This is a genomic window from Bacillus proteolyticus, from assembly GCF_001884065.1.
Classification (GTDB): Bacteria; Bacillota; Bacilli; order Bacillales; family Bacillaceae_G; genus Bacillus_A; species Bacillus_A proteolyticus.
This window is the reverse complement of record NZ_MACH01000054.1, coordinates 109,290-129,776: the sequence shown is the minus strand read 5'-3', so window position 1 is coordinate 129,776 and position 20,487 is coordinate 109,290. Positions and strand designations below refer to the sequence as shown.

The following is a 20,487-nucleotide window of genomic DNA, read 5'->3' as shown; positions in this document are numbered from 1 at the left end:
ACGTTACACCTCAAATTTATAACCTACACCCCAAACGGTTTGAATGTAGTTTCCATTTTCTCCGAGCTTTAGACGCATCGTTTTCACATGCGTATCTACTGTTCTTGTACTTCCTGCATAATCATATCCCCATACCTTTTCAAGCAATTGCTCCCGACTAAATACTTGTCCATTATGTTGGCAAAGAAAATATAGTAAATCAAACTCTTTAACTGTAAGTGACACTGCTTGTCCATCCGTCTCAATTCGTCTACTTTTTTCATTAATAAGAATCGGTCCAAATTGAATCTCTTCTTGCTGTTCTTGCTTTGTATATCGTCTTAAAACAGCTTCCATACGAGCAATTAGTTCCCCAGGACTAAACGGCTTTACAATATAATCATCTGCTCCCATACGTAAGCCGTTCACCCTATTCCACTCTTCACCTTTTGCTGTTAAAAATATAATAGGTACATCCGACGTTTTTCGAATCTCTTTACAAACTGAAAGCCCATCCATCTCTGGCATCATAATATCTAGTACAACGAAATCGTAATGATCCGTTTCTAATTTTCGAAGTGCCTCTTTTCCATTTTCAGCTTCTCCCCACTCGTATCCGAAGTTATCTAAGTACATTCCGACAAGTTGCCTCATATCACTTTCGTCATCTACAACTAGCACTTTATATTTACTCATTGTCCTTCCCCTTCTCTCTCTATGAGTTGAAACGGTCCTTTTCCGACTTTAATTGTTTGTTTTATTTTCATATTCTTCATATCCATTACGCATACTTCATCGCTATCATAACTAGCTACATATCCTTCTGCACCACTTTTCAAAAATGCAAATGGATTAGATCCTACTTCTGCAAATCCTACCTCTTGATACGTACTTGCATCAAACTTTCTAAGCGTATTCGAACCGTGACTTAGCGCATATACATACTTATCATCCTTTGTTATATTCACTGGCATAAACGGAGCATGTAAAGAACGAACCATTTCTCCGCTCTGTAATGAATACACTAATACTTTCTCATTCACCTGACTTCCATCACCATGTCCGCCAATCCATATTTCTTTCCCATCAGGACTAATCGTCGCTCCTGTTGATGCTGGGGGAATCATAAAGGATTGGATAGCCTCTTTTTTCTTTGTATCAATTGTTGTTAGTTTCGTATCATAAAAATTTAGTACAGATAACTGATTATGATGCTCTACCATCGTTATCGGTCCTTTTCCTGTTGAAACACTCCCTGTCTCTTTCCCTTCTATCGTAAAGAACCTTACCTTTTGAGCATTTTGATCGGCAGCAAATAATTGTTTTTTGTCTTCTGATACGACTACATTCACAATTCCTTTTCCTGTCTTATATTTGTCCACCTGTCTTCCTTCTGTTAGTGAGTATACATACATATATTCTAACTGCTTGCCGTATACAAGTATTTCCTCATTATTTGGAAGTAGTGCAATTCCTGCCATCGGTTCATTTAATTCCCATGTCGTGATTAACTTTTTAGATTTTTTATCAATAAAACTAATACTGCCTTCTTTTATATTCGTTGTTATAATAACATTTTTATCTTTAGCAATTGGTGTATATGAACTTCCTTGACACCCTACTAATAGAAATAAAAAACAGAGAAGAAAAATAAACTTTCTCAAAAGATTCCCTCCATCTTCGGATGATTTCGTTATAATTGTAAAATAACAAATAAATGTGTGGAAAATGTGAAATCTTCCTTTATTAATAAACTTACATATATAATGTACAACAAATAGAATTTGAGGTGTGCAAATTATGCTTTTTCCTGATTTAGCGAATAAAATTGTACGGGAAGTACGCAGACTGATTACAGAAAATATTATTATCATTAATATACAAGGTGTTATTATCGCAAGTACAGATGCGGAAAGAATCGGTCAATTTCATGAAGGCGCACTCCGCTGTGCGAAACAAAAAAAGACTGTCATTATTACAAAAGAAGATGAAAGGCGACTGCAAGGCGTAAAGGCGGGGATGAATCTTCCTTTGCTATTCCATGATGAAGTAATCGGTGTTATTGGAATCACAGGAGAACCTGAAAACATTTCCCAATATGGAGAAATATTACGTAAAATGACCGAACTATTAATTCATGAAAATTACTTTTTAGAACAGCTAGAACTTGAGCACCGTTCTTATGAAGCATTTGTTTTTGATTGGCTTCAAAATACAGACTGGTCTCCAAGTTTTTTCGATCGTGCAAAAACACTTGGTATTGATTTATATAAGAAGAAACAACTTATTTTGTTCTCTATCGATCAAAATGACACGATGCTTCAGCGTAAAATTTGGCAACACGTACGCAATATATTAACAAAGGAGCATCTATTTGTTCGCTGGGGAAATGATCGATTCATCTTATTTACGGTGATAAGCTCCAAAGAGCAAACTTATCAATTTTTAAAACGATTAAAACAAGACTGTGAAACTTTATTTTCTATTACTTTATATATCGGGATTGGGCAAACAGTTACGCCAAGCAATATGAACTTATCGTACGAACAAGCATTACAAGCTCTTTCAGTATCACTTGAAACGAAAAAAATAGTATTTAATGAAGATTTACGTTTAGAAATGTGCTTACAAGATATTTCTACTGAAACACGGGAACAGTTTCTAGAGCGTACCATCAAAAACTTAGTATCATCTCCTGAACTTATGCACACTTTACGTTTATTTATTGATTATAACCAATCCTATAAGCAAACAGCTCAGCAATTACATATACACATTAACACATTGCATTACAGGTTAAAAAAGATTGAGGAACATACAGAACTTGACCCAAAACAATTCAAAGATTTAAATGTTTTATACTTTGCACTTCTATTATTAGATAATCACACAAAAAAGAACGATAAAATAGATTAATCTTTAGATGATTACACATAGAAAGAATCCCCTGACTTTTTTATCATTATAATGAAAGCACTGTTACAACGTTTTTATTATTACTAAATACGTTAACAGTTTGAGGGGGATTCCCAATGTTAGAAAAGCAAATTATTGATTCATTCGTATCCATTGTTGGCGAAGATAATGTAGATACATCCAATATGGGGCGTTTAACTTATAGTTATGATGCCACTCCAAACTTCCAAGCGATGCCTGATGCAGTCATTGCTCCTCGTAATACAAATGAAGTAGCAGACGTGTTAAAAGTGTGTAACACTCATAGAATTCCTGTATATGTTCGCGGGTCTGGAACAAATCTTTGCGCTGGAACGTGTCCACTTGAAGGCGGCATTGTCCTTATTTTCCGCCATATGAACAATATTTTAGAAATTGACGAAGAAAATTTAACAATTACTGTACAAGCTGGTGTTATTACACTTGATATTATTAAAGCAGTAGAAGAAAAAGGTTTATTTTATCCACCAGATCCAAGCTCTATGAAAATTTCTACAATCGGCGGTAACATTAATGAAAACTCAGGTGGATTGCGTGGGTTAAAATATGGCGTAACACGTGATTATGTAATGGGACTTGAGCTTGTCTTACCAAATGGCGATATCATTCGCACTGGCGGTAAATTAGCAAAAGATGTAGCTGGTTACGATTTAACTCGTCTATTTATCGGTTCTGAAGGAACACTTGGTGTTGTTACGGAAGCGATATTAAAACTTGTTCCTATGCCTGAAACGAAGAAAACAATGCTCGCACTATATGAAGATATTAACGAAGCTGCACGTGCTGTTTCTTCTATTATTGCAAATAAAATCATTCCTGCGACACTTGAGTTTTTAGATCAACCGACAATTGAAGTTGTAGAAGAGTTTGCACAAATCGGTTTACCAACTGACGTGAAGGCAATTTTATTAATTGAACAAGATGGACCGCCCGAAGTTGTCAATCGAGATATTGAAAAAATGGCTAACGTTTGTCGTTCCATGAATGCAGTCGATGTTCGCATCGCAAAAGATGAAGCGGAAGCAGATGCCCTTCGTACAGCACGTCGTAGTGCACTATCAGCACTTGCGAGACTAAAACCTACTACAATATTAGAAGATGCAACGGTACCACGTTCACAAATTGCTCCAATGGTTGAAGCAATTAATGCAATTGCAAAGAAATATAATATTCCTATTTGTACTTTTGGTCATGCTGGTGACGGCAACCTACATCCAACTTGTATGACAGATGCTCGTAATGAAGAAGAAATGCACCGAGCTGAACAAGCTTTTGCTGAAATATTTGCGAAAGCAATTGAACTTGGTGGCACGATTACTGGTGAACATGGTGTTGGCGCGATGAAAGCTCCTTATTTAGAAATGAAATTAGGTAAAGAAGGTATTGCTGCTATGCAAGGAATTAAACAAGCCTTCGATCCAAATAACATTATGAATCCAGGTAAAATGTTCGCGAAAGACTCTCGTAAAAGAGTGGTGGTTGAGCGATGACCACATTAAATACGGAAAACATTCAAAAGGAATTTAAAGAACGATTAAGTGAAGATGAACTACTAAACTGTATGCGATGCGGCTTTTGTTTACCGACTTGCCCTACTTACATTCAATCTGGATATAAAGAATCACATTCACCACGCGGGCGTATTGCATTAATGAAAGCCGTCGTCGATGGCTTAATTGAGCCAGATGAAGATATTGAAAATACATTAAATGTTTGCCTTGGCTGCCGAGCTTGTGAGCCTGTTTGTCCATCTGGTGTGAATTATGGACATTTATTAGAAGAAGCTCGTGATATTATAAATCAAAATAAAAAGTTCTCGGTGCCCGTGAGAGCTGTTCGTAAAGTTGTATTTGAAGGACTATTCCCTCATCAAAATCGAATGAGAACATTAACAGGACTAATCGGATTTTACCAGCGTTCTGGTTTACAAACGCTAACACATAAAACAGGTATTATGAAGTTATTCCCTGAAACACTTGCAACGATGGATCTCGTTTTACCAAAAGTCCCTAAAATGAAAGCAATGCAAAATCGTCCTGAATTTTTACCTGCTGAGGTGACAAAGAAGAAACAAGTTGCCTTCTTCACAGGTTGTTTAATGGATACGATGTTTTTAGAAACAAATAACGCAACGATGAAACTTCTTCAGTTAGCTGGTTGTGATATCGTTATTCCGAAAACACAAAGTTGCTGCGGGGCGTTACATGGGCATGCTGGTGAAAAAAGTGGAGCAAAAGAATTAGCAAAACGAAATATAAAAGCATTCGAAGATTTAAACATCGACTATATTATTACGAATGCAGGTGGTTGCGGAGCTTATCTCGTAGATTATGATTATTTGTTAAAGGATGATCCTAAGTGGGCAAAGCGAGCAAAGCAGTTTGTTTCTAAAATTAAAGATATTACCGCTATACTAGTAGAATTAGATTTCCATAAACGTACTGACTTACGACTCACGCCACAAATCATTACGTATCAAGACTCTTGTCATTTACGCAATGTTATGCGAACATCTTCTGAACCTCGTATGTTACTAGAAGCCATCCAAGGCGCGACATACCGTGAAATGAAAGATGCGGACCGCTGCTGTGGTTCTGCTGGTATTTACAACATTGTTCATTCAGAGTTATCAATGGAATTCCTAGATTATAAAATGGACTGTGTACATGAAACAGATGCAGCAACGATTGTTACTGCAAATCCAGGTTGTCTATTACAAATGAAATTAGGCATTGAACGGGAAGGTCTTTCTCATAAAATGAGAGGAATTCACATCGTAGATTTATTATTAGAAGCAATTGAAACTAACTCGTAACATACGTAATAATAGGAAAACGGCTATCTCCTTCGTCTATGTAAAGAGATAGCCGCTTTTTTGTCTGCTACAACATTAAAAATATGTTACTTTATTATAAAAAAGAACAACAGAAACATTACAGTTTTGTAAAAATCAATCCATTATATTCCTCTGAAAATTGCTCAAACCATTGATACAATAGGATTCTTCATTTTCTATTTAGGTAACTTTATCCAACCCCCCCTCTTAAAACGAAGTATAAAAATGCTGAAAATTCCTTTTATACTCTATGTTTCTCTTATTTCCGCCCTTTTCTTCCTCTAGGATAAATTAGGTAATTTTGAAGTCTATGAATTTTTTTCCATCTTTTTTCTTGTAAATTGTATGCTACGATGAATTTGTCAGTCAGACAGGCTGTCAAAAACAAATCGTGTGAAAACAAATTAAAACTTTATATAGGGGGACACACATCATGAAAAAGCGTGTTTTATTATCTGTAGCTGCTGCAACAGCTCTTACTTTAGGAGTATCTTCTTTAGATGCACAAGCTGCAACAGTACAACCATCTAACATAAAGGTTCAAAATATTCAGCATTCAAAAATGATGATGAAGCAAATGAGCCAGCAAGAATTACAAGCATTCTTACAATCTATGGGAGTTGAATCATTAGCACAATGGAATCAAGGACAATTCCAACAAGATTGCTTCATTCCTGGTCAACAGCCTACTGAAAATGTTGTAACTGAGCAACCAACAGCTAAGCCAGAAACTCAAAAGCCTGCTGAACAAAAACCAGCTGAGCAAAAGCCTGCTGAAAACAACAATACTCAAAAACCTACAGAACAAAAACCAGCTGAGCAAAAGCCTGCTGAAGAAGCAAAATCTTTAAGTGAGTTCGAACAACGTGTTGTTGAATTAACAAACGCTGAGCGTACAAAACAAGGCCTACCAGCACTAAAAATCGATACTGAATTAAGCAAAGTAGCGCGCATTAAATCTGAAGATATGCAAAAAAATAACTACTTTGATCATAACAGCCCTACATACGGGTCTCCGTTTGACATGATGAAGAAATTTGGTATTTCTTATACATCTGCAGGTGAAAACATCGCTCAAGGCCAACGTACACCTGAAGAGGTAGTACAAGCTTGGATGAACAGTGCTGGACACCGTGCAAACATCTTAAATAATAGCTTCACTCACATCGGTGTTGGTTATGTAGAAAGCGGTAACTACTGGACACAACAATTTATTACGAAGTAAATAGATTAAAAGAGTCTTCTCATTAGGAGAAGACTCTTTTTTAAATTTCATAACTTTCTATTATGTACGAATATAAAATGTAGAACATAAATAAAATAGACCCGAAGCTTATCACACTAATTAATACATAAAATCCCCATTTTAGGCTCAAAAGCAATGAAAATAATATGCTACATGCCATCACTTGAAAGATTCGCCTACTAACTAAACGGATTTTTTGTAATTTGATTGGTTCTTTCTCTGTATCCTTCACCTTTTTAAACACTTTACTAAGCATAAAAAGAAACATACTAATTCCAATCGTTAGTCCTGTCTGAAAGAATATAATACTTCTCAAATTAATAAAAAGAATAAGCATATGGATAAACAACATAAATAAAGTAATACTCTTTATAAATCCGCTTACACTAAAATGCTCTCCTTCGTTAAACTTATATATATTATGTGAAATAATATACACAAATCCATGTAAAAAAATAATAAGGACAGGCAGAGATAACACGACAACTTGTTTACTTATAAACTCATTCGCTACACCATTCTCGTTCCAATGCACTGCCATACGAGTTGGTAAATATGGATAGATGCATAGAGTAAGTAAAAGACAAGCGAAAAATATTCCTAGCACGTATTTATATTTGACCAAGTGATTCTCACCTCTCTTTTCTCTTAACGGCTTCGCCTCTTTTAGAGAAATCCCTGCAAAAATCTACCTTTTTCAAGTTTAAACTTACACTTTACCCGTTTTCTCTTTCAAATTTTTTCATTGTATTGTTTAAATTTGCAGGGAAAGGTACGTCAACCATGATCTCTTCTTTCGTAATTGGATGTAAAAAATTAATCTTCATCGCATGTAGCGCTTGATGAGACATGTATTTTGTTTGTCCACCATATAATACATCCCCTACTAACGGATTTCCATTATAGCTCATATGAACACGAATTTGATGTGTTCTACCGGTTTCTAACTGTAACGTTACGAGCGTAGCATTTTGTTTGTTAAAATATTTCTCTACTTTATAATATGTTATAGCTTGGTCTCCCTTTGGAGAAACGCGGCGCCTTGTAGCGTGATGTCGATCTCTTCCGATAGCTGCATCAATTTTCCCTTGCTTCTTTTTTACTTTTCCTTCAACAAGTGCCGCATACGTTCTTTTAATTTTCCGTTCCATTAATAAACGATCCATAATTGCACCCGCAATTCTATGTTTTGCGAATACAACACCACCTGTCGTATCTTTGTCTAACCTATGAATATGGCGAACCTTAGTCTCTAAACCTTGCATTTGAAAATGAAAAGCAACAAGATTGGCAAGTGTTCCCGTCCCATCTTTTTCAGATGGATGTGTATCCATTTGCTCGGGCTTATTTACAATGAGTACGTGATCGTCTTCATACACTACATCTAATTCACCATATTCTGGATTTACGCCGTACTCCTCCTCCATAAACATATGAACTTGTAACTTATCTCCTTCTTTTAAAAGTTCATCCCATCTCCTCTGTTCTCCGTTAACCGTAATACCTTTTTCCATACGAAGCTGATGTAATAATTTTTTTGGCACTTCCCATTCTACTTTTAACAGCGATTCAATGCTTATACTATTCCATATCGCTGGAACCGTAATTTCACACCATTCGCCCTTTTTCTTTGTCTCCATACTGTATCACCTTATTTCTATTGATTCTCTCATTGTAACGGAAAATACACTTTGATGCACCGCCAAAAAGAGAAGACAGTCTTATAATAGACTGCCCCTCATGCTCTAATCCTTTTCATTTCTTGCAATACTGCTTCAGCCTTTTGTTCATACGATAAATCTTTAAAGAAATCTGCCAATCGTTTATAGTCGTTGTACGTATCTAATAAGTCGTCTATCTTCTCTCCTTTCATAACTTGCTGCTTTTGCTTCATTTTTACTGGATAACGATACCCCGATACTTCTTGTATTTTGTAATACTCATCCTCTACTTGAATGACCTTTACAAGTTCCTCTTCTTCCGCATCCATCGTATACCCATCAAATTCTCTAAGCAGTTCATAAATGATATGAGTCCATTCATCTTTTGGATAAAATCCTTTTTCTAACCGATAACCGACAATGCGATACATATGTCCATCTTTTTCAGCAAACTGTACTGTATCATTTAGCTTAAACTTAAAATAACGAAACATTGCCTTCACCTACTTGTATGTAATGTTCTTATCACATACTATTTGCAAAATATAGGCCTTGCTATTCATAAAAAAAATACTCACCTTATAGATGAGTATTTTTTAGGACGATTTTTCTTTTTTCTTTCGGAATGGTAACCACCAGTTCCAATCTCCAAACAATTTCATTAAACTTGGTACGAGCATAAGGCGAATAATTGTTGCATCAAGAAATATCGCTAATGCGACTCCAATACCCATCTGCTTTACTGGCAAAATATCAGTAAAGGCGAACGCACCGGTAACAACAATCATAATTAAAGCAGCGGATGTAATGATGCGGCTTGTCGAGACAAGCCCTTCTAGCGTTGCTTGATCGTTATCTCCAGTTTCCTCATATAACTCATGGATTCGTGAAATAAGAAATACTTCATAATCCATGCTAAGCCCAAATACGAGGCCGAAAATAAAGATTGGTAATACAAATAAAACTGAACTCTCATCTAATCCGAAATGACCACCTTCAAATAACCAAATAACAATTCCAATTGTTGCACTTAAACTAAGTACATTCATAATAATCGCCTTTATTGGAATGAGTATCGAACGGAATGCGAATAATAAAATGACAAAGGTTGACCCAAATATAACAGACATACCAATTGCAACTTTATCTTTAATTTCATCTTCCAACTCTTGTTGGAACGTTGTCATCCCGCCTAAATAATAAGTAACATCGTTTTCTTTATAATTCTTTTTGAAATCACGAACCCATTGTTTTGCAGTTTCTGTACTTGGCTTCGTATCCAAAAAGACTTCCATTGTTGTTTTATTTCCTTTCGTATACGCTTCAAATACAGGAACTATTTTCGCCGCTTCTGGTGATTGTAACATTCCCGCAACTTGATCTGCTTTCATTCCATTTAGCACGTCATATACACTTGTCACCTTATATACTTGCTTGTCATCTTTTAACTTTTGAACGACATCTTCCACCTTTTGTAAGCTTTCTTTTTCCGTTATATCATCCTTCGTCTCTACTACTAAAGTAACATCGGCGTGTGTTTTGACCGTCTTATTAAAGGCTTCTTCATACTTCTCAAATGCAACTCTCGTATCACTCTTTTCTGGTAATGCTTCAACACCAGGAAACTGCAAATTAGCTGTACGTAGTGGTAATAAACAAATAACAATAAATGTTGTAACAGCAACAATCATTACGACTGGATGTTTCATTACAAACTGTGCAAATTTACGCCATACATTCGATGGAGTAGGTGCTACCTGATTCTTTTTTAATATTCTTTTTCCGATTAAAGATAACAGTGCAGGAAGGAGTGTGAGTGAAAATAAAATACTCATAATGACAACAATCATCCCGCTAATGGCAACAGATTGAATATAGTCTATCTTAAAGAAAAATAAACCGGATAAACCGACGAATACACATAACCCTGAAAATACGATAGCGCGTCCCGCGGTTTGATACGTAATCGCGATTGCCTCTTTCACTGTTCTCTTCGCAACTTCCTCTCGAAAGCGATTTACAAATAACAGTGCAAAATCAATTGATAATGCGAGCCCAATCATCGGTGCAACATTTAACACGAAAATAGATAACTCTTTATCAACGCCGATAAAATATAAAATCCCCATCGTACTAATTACACTTAATATCCCATTTAAAATCGGTAAAATAGACGCAAGCAGACTACCAAATGAGAATAATAGTACGAGAAAAGCAATAGGTAAACCGATCATCTCTGCTACTTTTAAATCATTTTGTGTTCTTTCATTAATCTCTTGATTAATTTTCGGATACCCTGTCGGTGTTACTTTTAATACTGCACTACTTTCTTTCTTGATTTCATCAGCAAATTGCAATGTCTTTTCCATTCGATCTTTATTTGTTTTCCCGGAAAATAAAATCGTCGCATAACCGATATCATCTTGTAGCATCACTTTATTTTCTATCGGATGATGGAAAGACTCATACGTTTCTTTCTCTTGAATATGTTTTATAATTCCCTCTATACCTTTTTGAAACTCCTCATGTGAAGCATCCTTGTTCTTCTCAAAAATGAGTAAAAGTGTATCCTGAGACTGCTTAAAATCTTTATCTAAAATTTCTTTCGTCTTTTGATAATCCCCTTCCGTTTGGAAACCATCACCACCTAATACTCCCGGAAGCTTTGGAGCAAAAATACCGAGCGCTATTGCGAGTAGTAGTAATACGACGATTACTGTATAACGAAATTGATACAAAAAAGCGCCTAACTTCCCCCACTTATCAATTTTATGTACATTGGTCTTCACACATTTTCACCTACTTTATATAATTCACTTATTATTTATACTGTATCACATCTCCCTATAAACAAAAAACGTCCAGGAAAACTATAATACTAGTTTTTCTAGACGTTTTTTTATCTCTCGTTATTAAGTCCCAATCTCTCGGTAAGCAAACGATGACAATAAATTGCAATGATTAACAAAATGCCACCTGCGCAGTAACCAGCTAAAATATCAGTCGGGTAATGAACATTTAAAATAACTCTACTTAATCCAATCCATACAATTAATATGCCCATCAAAATCGTAATACCACATTTTCCAGCTATACTTTTCAAATTTGCAGCAATGATATAGGCAAGAAAACCGAATGTTATGATAGATAGCATTGCATGTCCACTTGGGAAGCTATACCCAAGTGCGTCAAGTGCCTCATTTAATGATGGACGGTCTCTTTTCACAATTTCTTTTATTCCCTTATTAACAAGATGCGTCGTTAATATAGCCATTGGATACACAATCATTGCAGCATAATAACGTTTCTTCCAAAAAACAAGCAAACTTATAACAAGCGTAGTTATGATCCCAATCTCAGATCCCATCTTTGTAAAGTATGAGAAAAATGTAATAGAGCTTTCCGTTTGTAACCCTTTTACTAATCCGCGGACATATGTATCCATCATTGTAACACCACCTACATGTACCCTCCAAGCGATGATACTAAATAAAACAAATAATAAAACGATACACATTCCCTCATACTGATGTAACTTCTTCTTCAATCGATTTCCTCCTACTATGAAAAAATGCGATTTCTACTTTAGAAACCGCATTTCCTTACTTATTTACCTTTTGTTTTTAACTCTGTCCAGTAACGATCATAGTCTTTTAACTTATCGTCTACATCAACAAGCCATTCTGTACGATTTAATTCTTCTGGTGATAAGAAGATCATATGGTTATCACGATATTCTTTACTATGAAGAGGACGAGCTTTTTCATTTGGATTACTATAACCAATTGACTCATAGTTTTTCACACTTACTTTTTCATCTAATAAGTAGTTCATAAACTTCTCTGCAAGTTCTTTATGTTTCGCACCTTTTGGAATCGCTAACGTGTCAGCCCAAATTGTGCCGCCTTCTTTTGGTACAACGTATCCTACATCTTTGTTATCTTTCGCGATAAATGCTGCATCTCCAGACCAAACTGTTCCGATCCACGCATCTTCTGTAATGAATTTTTGTTTAATATTATCTGTATCAAATGCTAATAAGTTTGGAAGTAGCTTCTGTAAATCATTAGACGCTGTCTTTAACTGTGCATCCTCTTTTGTACTATTAGAGAAACCATTTTTCTTAAGTCCCATTCCTAATACTTCACGAGAATCATTTAATAAAGTAACATGTCCTTTATATTTATCGTTCCATAAATCCGCCCAGCTTGTAGGTGCTTCTTTCACATACTTTTTATTGTATGCAATGCCTGTTACACCCCAAGTATATACTAGAGAATACTTATTCTCTGGATCAAACGCAGGTGTTTTAAAGTTAGAAACAAGATTCTCGATGTTCGGGATGTTCTTCTTATCTAAAGGCGCTAATAAGTCCATCTTCGCCATCGTTTTCACCATGTAATCAGATGGCTGAATTAAATCATATGTCGCGCCACCAGCTTGTAATTTCGCAAGCATTTCTTCATTACTTGCATATTTATCATAGTTAATTTTCACGTTATATTTCTTTTCAAAATCTTTTAAAACTTGCTCATCAAAGTTGTCAGCCCAACTATAAATATTCAATTCTTCTTTCTTCTCACCACAGCCCGCAAGTACACCTGCAACAAGGCCGAAGCTAATAGCTGCGCCAGCTAATGTCTTCATCAATTTCATTGATTTTTTACCTCCTCGTTCTTTCTATATCATTCATATTATAAAGGAAGGTGTCCTCCAGAGTTTTCTTCACCGTCTGCACCTTTATTACGGAAAATTTCCGATAGCACCATTAATCCTACAATTACAACAATTAATATTGTAGAAAGAGCATTAATTTCAGGTGATACTCCTCGCTTAACCATACTATAAATGTATAATGGCAATGTTGTTGATCCTGGTCCTGATACGAAGAAACTAATTACAAAATCATCAATCGATAATGTGAATGTTAATAATGCGGCTGAAATAACTCCTGGTGCAATTGCTGGAAACGTTACATAACGAAACGTTTGCCACGGCGTTGCTCCTAAATCGTTTGCAGCCTCTTCTAAATCACGTCCCATACCAGAAAGACGTGCCGCTAAAATAACAACAACAAATGAAATACTGAATGTAATGTGTGCAATAATAATTGTTGTTTTTCCAAGTTCCATACCTAATTGACTAAATAGGATAAGTAAAGATAATCCCATTAAAATATCAGGAATTAAAATTGGTAAATATACAAGACCGTTAATGGCACCTTCATAACGATATTTGTAACGGTGTAATGCAATAGCAAAAATCACACCAAGAACTGTCGTCACAATTGTCGTTATAAGAGCAATCGTAATACTATTTACAAACGCATCAATAACATCTTGTTTTTGAAATAAATCTGTATACCAATGGAGTGTAAAGCCCTCCCATTCCGCATTAATGCGAGAATCGTTGAAGGAATATACCATTAAAACCATCATTGGAAAATACAAAAACAATAAGATTAACCAAGAATAAGAAACTAAAAACTTCTTCATTTTTGCCTATTCCCCTCCGTTTCCATCATATTTATATACTTTCGTTGCACGATAATATAAGTAAATTAACAGAACAGAGAATAGAACAACAATCATAGATAACGCGGAACCAAACGGCCAGTCACGTGAGCCTAAGAATTGGTTTTGAATTACGTTTCCGATTAATGCTACTTTCGACCCACCCATAACGTCTGATACAACAAACATTCCGATAGAAGAAACGAATACTAAAATAGAACCAGTTGTAATCCCTGACATCGTCATCGGTACTGTTACATTCCAAAATGCCTTTACTGGTGTTGCTCCTAAATCATAAGCTGCCTCTAGCTTACGCTTATCAAGCTGCTCAATTGCTGCATACACTGGTAAAATCATAAATGGTAATAAAGAATATACCATTCCGAGTATTACAGAAGGTGTATTATATAGCAGATTTAAAGGTTCACTAATGATACCTAGTTTCAATAGCAATGTGTTTACAAGTCCTTGTGAACGTAAAATAACAATCCATGCGTACGAACGAACAAGAAAGTTAATCCAGAACGGAATCGTTGCCAATAATAGAAGGATAGAACGATATTTACGATCAACAATTGTAATTGTATAGGCAAATGGATAACCGATTAATAAACATATTACTGTAGTAATAACAGCTATCTTCACTGTTTCCCATAACGTCCCCATATATAATGGATCAAACACACGCGCTATGTTATCTAATGTAAATTTCATCTCCACTGTCCCGTATGCTCCGCGCTGCATGAAGGCAAATGCTAATACGAACAGCAGTGGAATTAGGAAGAAGAGTAACAGCCATACGACTGTAGGTAATGCGAGTAATTTCCCTTTCTTCAATTTAAGGTCACCTCGTCCTCTTGCTCCCAGCCTACATATACATTATCCCCAATGCTCCACTGCGTTGCTTCTTCAGCAGTTTGGTATGCCATTAGTAATTCTGCTGTTTTCTCCTCACGTACATATAGCTTTTCCATATTTCCAACAAATTCAATATCTTCAATATGTCCAAGGTGGTATTCTTTTAAAATTGGCTCTTCAACCGAGCGAACTTTTACATTTTCAGGGCGAACTGCTACGTAGTTTTCCCCATTTTTCACGATATTATTTTCACCGATGAACGTCGCAACAAACAATGTTTTCGGTTGATTGTAAATTTCTTTAGGCGTGCCGACTTGTTCGATATGCCCTTTATTCATAACGACAATACGATCACTCATACTCATCGCTTCTTCTTGATCGTGCGTTACATATATGAACGTAATTCCTAAATTACGTTGTAAGTTTTTCAATTCACGTTGCAAATCTTTTCTTAACTTAAAGTCAAGCGCTCCAAGTGGCTCATCTAATAATAATACACGTGGGTTGTTTACAATTGCTCTTGCAATTGCTACACGTTGCTGCTGTCCACCAGAAAGCTTCGAAGGTTTACGATTACGGAACTCAAGTAACTGCGTTAAACGCATTGCCTCTTCCGCACGTTCTTTCTGCTCTGCTGCTGGTACTTTTTGCATTTTCATACCGAAACAAATATTTTTTTCAACATTCATATGTGGGAATAGTGCGTAATGTTGGAACACTAAATTCATATGACGCTTGTATGGCGGCAAATCGTTAATCTTTTCATCATCTAATAAAAGATTCCCTTTAGTTGGCGTTTCAAATCCTGCGATCATACGAAGTAAAGTCGTTTTCCCGCAACCACTCGGTCCTAAAATTGTTAAAAATTCTCCTTCTTTAATATCTAAAGAAAGAGGGGGGATAATCACTTGATTTCCAAAATGTTTTTCTACTGCTTCAACTTTAATAATCTTTTTCATTTTCCCGTCCTATCTACCTTAAATTTTAATTTTTATATTCATGAATAAATATTTATGTTCTATAGACTATTTTTTGTTTCGATCCAAACAAAAATGGTTGTTTAGCAGCGTTCTCTTCTATTCTTTATGTAGTATGTTTGATTCATTTTCGCATGATACATATGTCGAACAGAAAAACCCCTTCAGTTGCGAAGGGGTTTTTATCATACGGCTACGCCTACTGATAAACACCATCATCATTTTAACAACTTTCGTATGAATTTTAAAGCACTTTTTGTAGAAGAGTAACGAATTTTCATATCGAATGCTGTAGATTGGGACAAAATGCTTTTATAATGGGAAAAAGTCCGAAAACTTTGTTCACCATGATAGCTACCTAACCCACTGCTCCCAACGCCCCCAAAAGGTAAATATGGCGTTGCAAGATGATAGACAACATCATTAATACAGCCTCCGCCATATGAAATATTACTCGTCACTTTCTTTTGCACTTCTTTATCTTCAGAAAATACATATAGCGCTAATGGCTTTGGATGCTGTTGAATCGTTTCAATTACCTCTTCTATTTTTTCATATTCTATAATTGGTAAAATCGGTCCGAAAATTTCATCTTCCATAACAGCACTTTCCCATGTAACATTCGTTAACACTGTCGGCTCAATTTGCAATGTTGCTTTCTTATAATCCCCGCCAATCACAGGTTTACCGTCTTGCAAAAATGTACATAAACGTTCAAAATGACGCTCACTCACAATTCTTACGTAATTGTCATTTTGTAAAGGCTCTTTTCCATATTGCTCCGTGATTTCATGCCGTAATGCCTCGATTAGCTGTTCTTTCACTGAAGAATGAACGTACATATAATCAGGTGCCACACACGTCTGCCCAGCATTTAAAAACTTGCCCCAAACGATACGTCTTGCAGTTACATCTAGCTTCGCATCTTTATGCACAATACATGGACTTTTCCCGCCAAGCTCTAACGTAAGAGGCGTTAAATTTTTCGACGCTGCTTCCATCACAACTTTTCCAACACCAACACTACCTGTAAAGAAAATATAATCAAACGGCTCCTTTAAAAGTGCAGTGCTTTCCTCAACACCGCCTTCTACTACCGATACAAGCTCTTCTGGGAATAATTCTTCTACCATTCTCGTAAGCACATTTGAAACGTTTGGTGTTAACTCTGACGGCTTTAAAACGACTGTATTTCCGGCTGCCAATGCTCCTACAAGTGGTGCAATTGCTAACTGAAACGGATAGTTCCACGGTGCGATAATAAGCGTCACACCATACGGTTCTGGCACTACTTTCCCCTTTGATCCAAAATGAGTCAGTGCTGTTCGAACTCGCTTTGGCTTACTCCAAGAGGAAATGTGCTTCATTTGAAACGAAATCTCTTTTAGTACATATCCAATTTCTGTTGTAAATGATTCGTGAACTGATTTATTCAAATCCAATTTCAATGCTTGAAAAATCTCATCCTCAAAACGCTGAATTCCTTCATAAAGCTTCTTCAAACTATTCTTTCTCGTTTCTACACTTCTTGTATGCCCTTTGTAAAAATATTCCTTTTGTTTATTTACAATAGAGGAAATACTCATTCACTCACCTTCTCCCACTATTTTTATCCAATTCTTTCATTATTTATATAGACTTCATATGTAACAAATTTCTATTCGTAAAGTTACATTATATATGACTTTTCCAGCTATATAAAATTCATTGCTCACAAAAAAACTACCGAAAGAAATTCTCTCGGTAGTTTTACTGTATTAACGATATAAACGAACAGCACCTGCAGAGTTATCATCAGCTTGTCCTACTACTTCAAACTTCAGACCAAGCTTCGGTAAAATACGTCCTGCATCTGGAATTTGCTCATTAATATACTTTTTAGAGTCATCAAACTTCGGTACTCCTGGTAATCCATCGTATACGAATGTTCCACGCGTTGGAGATACAACTTTCCAAGCTGGCGTTTTGTCGAATGAGAACGCCGAATCAGCAATTTGGAATCGCGTACTGCTCTTAAATGTTGGTTTGCCATTTAAAGTTCCTGCAATTGCTTCTGGATGAGAGTCAACTACACCAAGGAAACCATGTCCTGGATGTACGCCAACCCAGTTATCTGTGTAAGCTGAATCCGCATACCATACAACCATACCAGTGTTATATACTGGACCGCGAGCAAATTTCAATGCGTTATCTGAACCCGCATAGTTTCTCCACTCTACATAGTAGTTATGCTTTTTCTTATCCATTCCGTTAGATGCAACGAAACCGTCCAATTTGAATTGTGGTGTACCTTCTGCATCATCAGAGAATGCAACATTTCCATCTACAGTTAGTGACGCATTATCAAGTGCAAATCCATTTAACGCCAATCCACCGTCTGTAATATATTCAAATACTAGTTTCACTTTCTTACCTTTGAATTGACTTAAATCATATGATTTATCAACCCATTTTCCATTTGTCGTAGCTGCATTTCCACTATTTGCTTTCTCACCAATTCTTTCAATCAACGTTTTTTGTCCATCTTCTGTTACAGCGTGTACTTCAAGGAAATCGTACTCTGCTTCGATTTCATACAATGACTTATAATCGAATTTTGCAGTCGTTGCTTTCGTTAAATCGAATAGTGGCGTTTCCATCGTTGTATGAAGGTCATCACCTTTTGTGCTGTAGTAATACTGTTTACCAAATGCAGGCTGAATTCCTTTTACCTCTTTATCTGGTAAGTTAACACGAATCAAACCTGGACGATCTGACTTCGTAACACTTTGGTCTAAGTATGTTGCTAGACCGATACCTTTATTTAATTTCTCGTAATCTACTTCTACGATATTCGCCCAGTTACCACCGATTGTTTTTTGGAAAAACTCTTTATTTTGTGGTGAAAGACTTGTAGGTGTTGTTCCTGCAATTTTACCAGCCCAGCTACCGCCACTCATAATAGACCAAGCTTCAACCGGCTCACCCTGACCGCTATATTGTGTATCATACTCATCTGGAAGACCTAAATCATGGCCGTATTCATGTGCGAATACACCAACTGCGCCATCTTCTGGTTCAATTGTGTAGTCGAATGCTGCCATCTTTCCGCCCCAATATGGAACTTTCGCTTGTGTACCTGCGATTGGGAATGGATTTGGTCCAACTGTCCAGCGATGTGACCAAATTGCATCATCACCTAATTTCCCCCCGCCAGCTTCTTGTCCAACGCCCGCATGAATAATCATTAAGTGATCAATTAAACCGTCCGGTTGATTTTTATTTCCATCACCATTTACATCGTATTGATCAAACTGATCAAACTGTGATAAGTCAAGTCCGCTATCTACAGCTGCTTTTAATGCATCTTTTACTAGATCACGTGGTCCTTTTGGTCCTTTATTATCATGACCTGTACCAGCATCAGCACCGTAATCAGCTGCTTTACCAGGAACCGTTAACCATTTTGTAACTGTTCCATCCACTGTGTAACTACCACCTGATTGCTCTTCATAATATTGTTTAAACGTTTCAATTTTACTTCCATCATCTAGTGTAAACGGCTCGTTACCGAATAACATTTTTTCATAGTGTTCTTTATTAAAGTCGTTGGAATACATGTAACCAGGCTCTTTATCAATATTGTTATGTTTGAAATCAGCGTACTCTACAAGCAAAACAAGTACTTTATCTTTACGAACTTCACCGTTATATTCTTTTTGTTTAGCAGGTGAAGTTGGCACTTTCCCATTTAAGCCGCCTCTAACTGGACTTGTTCCTGTTGCAGTCCCGTTTGCTGGTTGCTCTGATTTTTCTTTCGTATCTGTTTTTGCATCTTTCACTTTCTTTAAAAAGTCAGATGCTTCTTTCGTAAGTGGGTCCCCATTTGTCGCTTCTTTTCCAGGATTTTCTCCCTTTTTCTTCTCTACATACTTCTCAACAGCTTTCTTTGTTTCTGTCTCTGAAGCAGATGAACCAATTACCCCACGTTTTTTCAGTGCATCTGCTAATCTCTCTTCTGGGATTAAATGATCATCAACTGGACTTGTAGCTGTCTTGTTCTCCGGCGTTTCAGCATATGTAGGCTGACTTCCAGCACCAAGTGATAAGCCTAGAACAGCTGTCAAAGCAATTGATGATAACACTTTAAATGGTTTCTTTTTCATCCCTTATTTCCTCCCCTAATATAAAATATGTATTACAAATTAAATTTTATTAAAAATTCAATATTTTTTCAATATTTAGTTATATTATGTAATTTTTTTAATATATTTGTAAAAATTTCATAGTTAATATACGAATATATCATGATTCAACAATGTTTTCTGAAAATATTGAAAAGTTTTGACGAAAACCTTATACTTTCCATAGAGGGAATTTAATGGGGATTTTATCTTTGTTTCATCTACACAATATTCGATAATTTGACACATAAAATATAAAAGTCGGTTAATTATCGTCTACTATGTAGCAGCAATTATGA

The 20,487-nt window shown here is 36.1% G+C and carries 17 protein-coding genes; 4 read left to right on the top strand and 13 right to left on the bottom strand.

Going from position 1 to position 20,487, the window contains the following annotated elements; translation table 11 throughout:
- Positions 1 to 3 precede the first annotated feature (3 nt).
- Positions 4 to 675, bottom strand: a complete 672-nt coding sequence (locus tag BAQ49_RS06985; protein ID WP_071744740.1) for a response regulator transcription factor — start codon at positions 673 to 675, stop codon at positions 4 to 6.
- Positions 672 to 1,643, bottom strand: a complete 972-nt coding sequence (locus BAQ49_RS06980) for a YncE family protein (RefSeq protein ID WP_071744739.1) — start codon at positions 1,641 to 1,643, stop codon at positions 672 to 674. The genes BAQ49_RS06985 and BAQ49_RS06980 overlap by 4 nt, the downstream gene beginning before the upstream one ends.
- A gap of 136 nt (positions 1,644 to 1,779) precedes the next feature.
- Between BAQ49_RS06980 and BAQ49_RS06975 the strand changes: the two genes are divergently transcribed.
- The 4 genes from BAQ49_RS06975 to BAQ49_RS06960 all read left to right on the top strand — a co-directional run bounded on the left by BAQ49_RS06975 (position 1,780) and on the right by BAQ49_RS06960 (position 6,995).
- Positions 1,780 to 2,895 (top strand): CdaR family transcriptional regulator, encoded by a 1,116-nt coding sequence (locus BAQ49_RS06975; RefSeq protein ID WP_071744738.1) that lies wholly within the window; start codon positions 1,780 to 1,782, stop codon positions 2,893 to 2,895.
- A gap of 116 nt (positions 2,896 to 3,011) precedes the next feature.
- Complete coding sequence (gene glcD / locus BAQ49_RS06970) at positions 3,012 to 4,424, top strand: glycolate oxidase subunit GlcD (RefSeq protein ID WP_071744737.1); 1,413 nt, start codon at positions 3,012 to 3,014, stop codon at positions 4,422 to 4,424.
- Complete coding sequence (locus BAQ49_RS06965) at positions 4,421 to 5,749, top strand: (Fe-S)-binding protein (protein ID WP_071744736.1); 1,329 nt, start codon at positions 4,421 to 4,423, stop codon at positions 5,747 to 5,749. Before glcD ends, BAQ49_RS06965 begins: the two co-directional genes overlap by 4 nt.
- Positions 5,750 to 6,203: 454 nt before the next feature.
- Positions 6,204 to 6,995 (top strand): CAP domain-containing protein, encoded by a 792-nt coding sequence (locus BAQ49_RS06960; protein WP_071744735.1) that lies wholly within the window; start codon positions 6,204 to 6,206, stop codon positions 6,993 to 6,995.
- A 40-nt stretch (positions 6,996 to 7,035) separates the two neighbouring features.
- Here BAQ49_RS06960 and BAQ49_RS06955 read toward each other — a convergent pair whose 3' ends face one another.
- The 11 genes from BAQ49_RS06955 to inhA1 all read right to left on the bottom strand — a co-directional run bounded on the left by BAQ49_RS06955 (position 7,036) and on the right by inhA1 (position 20,170).
- On the bottom strand, positions 7,036 to 7,641 hold the full coding sequence (locus tag BAQ49_RS06955; RefSeq protein WP_071744734.1) for a DUF1648 domain-containing protein: 606 nt from the start codon (positions 7,639 to 7,641) through the stop codon (positions 7,036 to 7,038).
- Between the two features lie 91 nt (positions 7,642 to 7,732).
- Positions 7,733 to 8,656: an RluA family pseudouridine synthase gene (locus tag BAQ49_RS06950; protein WP_071744733.1), complete on the bottom strand. Its 924-nt coding sequence runs from the start codon at positions 8,654 to 8,656 to the stop codon at positions 7,733 to 7,735.
- Positions 8,657 to 8,754: 98 nt separating this feature from the next.
- Complete coding sequence (locus tag BAQ49_RS06945) at positions 8,755 to 9,171, bottom strand: YodN-related protein (protein WP_071744732.1); 417 nt, start codon at positions 9,169 to 9,171, stop codon at positions 8,755 to 8,757.
- Positions 9,172 to 9,273: 102 nt separating this feature from the next.
- Positions 9,274 to 11,466: an MMPL family transporter gene (locus tag BAQ49_RS06940; RefSeq protein ID WP_071744731.1), complete on the bottom strand. Its 2,193-nt coding sequence runs from the start codon at positions 11,464 to 11,466 to the stop codon at positions 9,274 to 9,276.
- A 110-nt stretch (positions 11,467 to 11,576) separates the two neighbouring features.
- Complete coding sequence (locus BAQ49_RS06935) at positions 11,577 to 12,224, bottom strand: phosphatase PAP2 family protein (RefSeq protein ID WP_071744730.1); 648 nt, start codon at positions 12,222 to 12,224, stop codon at positions 11,577 to 11,579.
- A 59-nt stretch (positions 12,225 to 12,283) separates the two neighbouring features.
- A complete protein-coding gene (locus BAQ49_RS06930) occupies positions 12,284 to 13,333 on the bottom strand; it encodes a polyamine ABC transporter substrate-binding protein (protein WP_071744729.1) in 1,050 nt (349 codons plus the stop codon).
- Positions 13,334 to 13,371: 38 nt separating this feature from the next.
- Positions 13,372 to 14,172, bottom strand: coding sequence for a spermidine/putrescine ABC transporter permease PotC (gene potC, locus BAQ49_RS06925; RefSeq protein WP_071744728.1), 801 nt, complete (start codon positions 14,170 to 14,172; stop codon positions 13,372 to 13,374).
- A gap of 6 nt (positions 14,173 to 14,178) precedes the next feature.
- Complete coding sequence (gene potB / locus BAQ49_RS06920; protein ID WP_071744727.1) at positions 14,179 to 15,027, bottom strand: spermidine/putrescine ABC transporter permease PotB; 849 nt, start codon at positions 15,025 to 15,027, stop codon at positions 14,179 to 14,181.
- On the bottom strand, positions 15,024 to 16,007 hold the full coding sequence (gene potA / locus BAQ49_RS06915) for a spermidine/putrescine ABC transporter ATP-binding protein PotA (RefSeq protein WP_071744726.1): 984 nt from the start codon (positions 16,005 to 16,007) through the stop codon (positions 15,024 to 15,026). Before potA ends, potB begins: the two co-directional genes overlap by 4 nt.
- 236 nt (positions 16,008 to 16,243) lie before the next feature.
- On the bottom strand, positions 16,244 to 17,611 hold the full coding sequence (locus BAQ49_RS06910) for an aldehyde dehydrogenase (RefSeq protein ID WP_071744725.1): 1,368 nt from the start codon (positions 17,609 to 17,611) through the stop codon (positions 16,244 to 16,246).
- A 171-nt stretch (positions 17,612 to 17,782) separates the two neighbouring features.
- Complete coding sequence (inhA1, locus tag BAQ49_RS06905) at positions 17,783 to 20,170, bottom strand: M6 family metalloprotease immune inhibitor InhA1 (RefSeq protein ID WP_071744724.1); 2,388 nt, start codon at positions 20,168 to 20,170, stop codon at positions 17,783 to 17,785.
- Between the last annotated feature and the right edge of the window lie 317 nt (positions 20,171 to 20,487).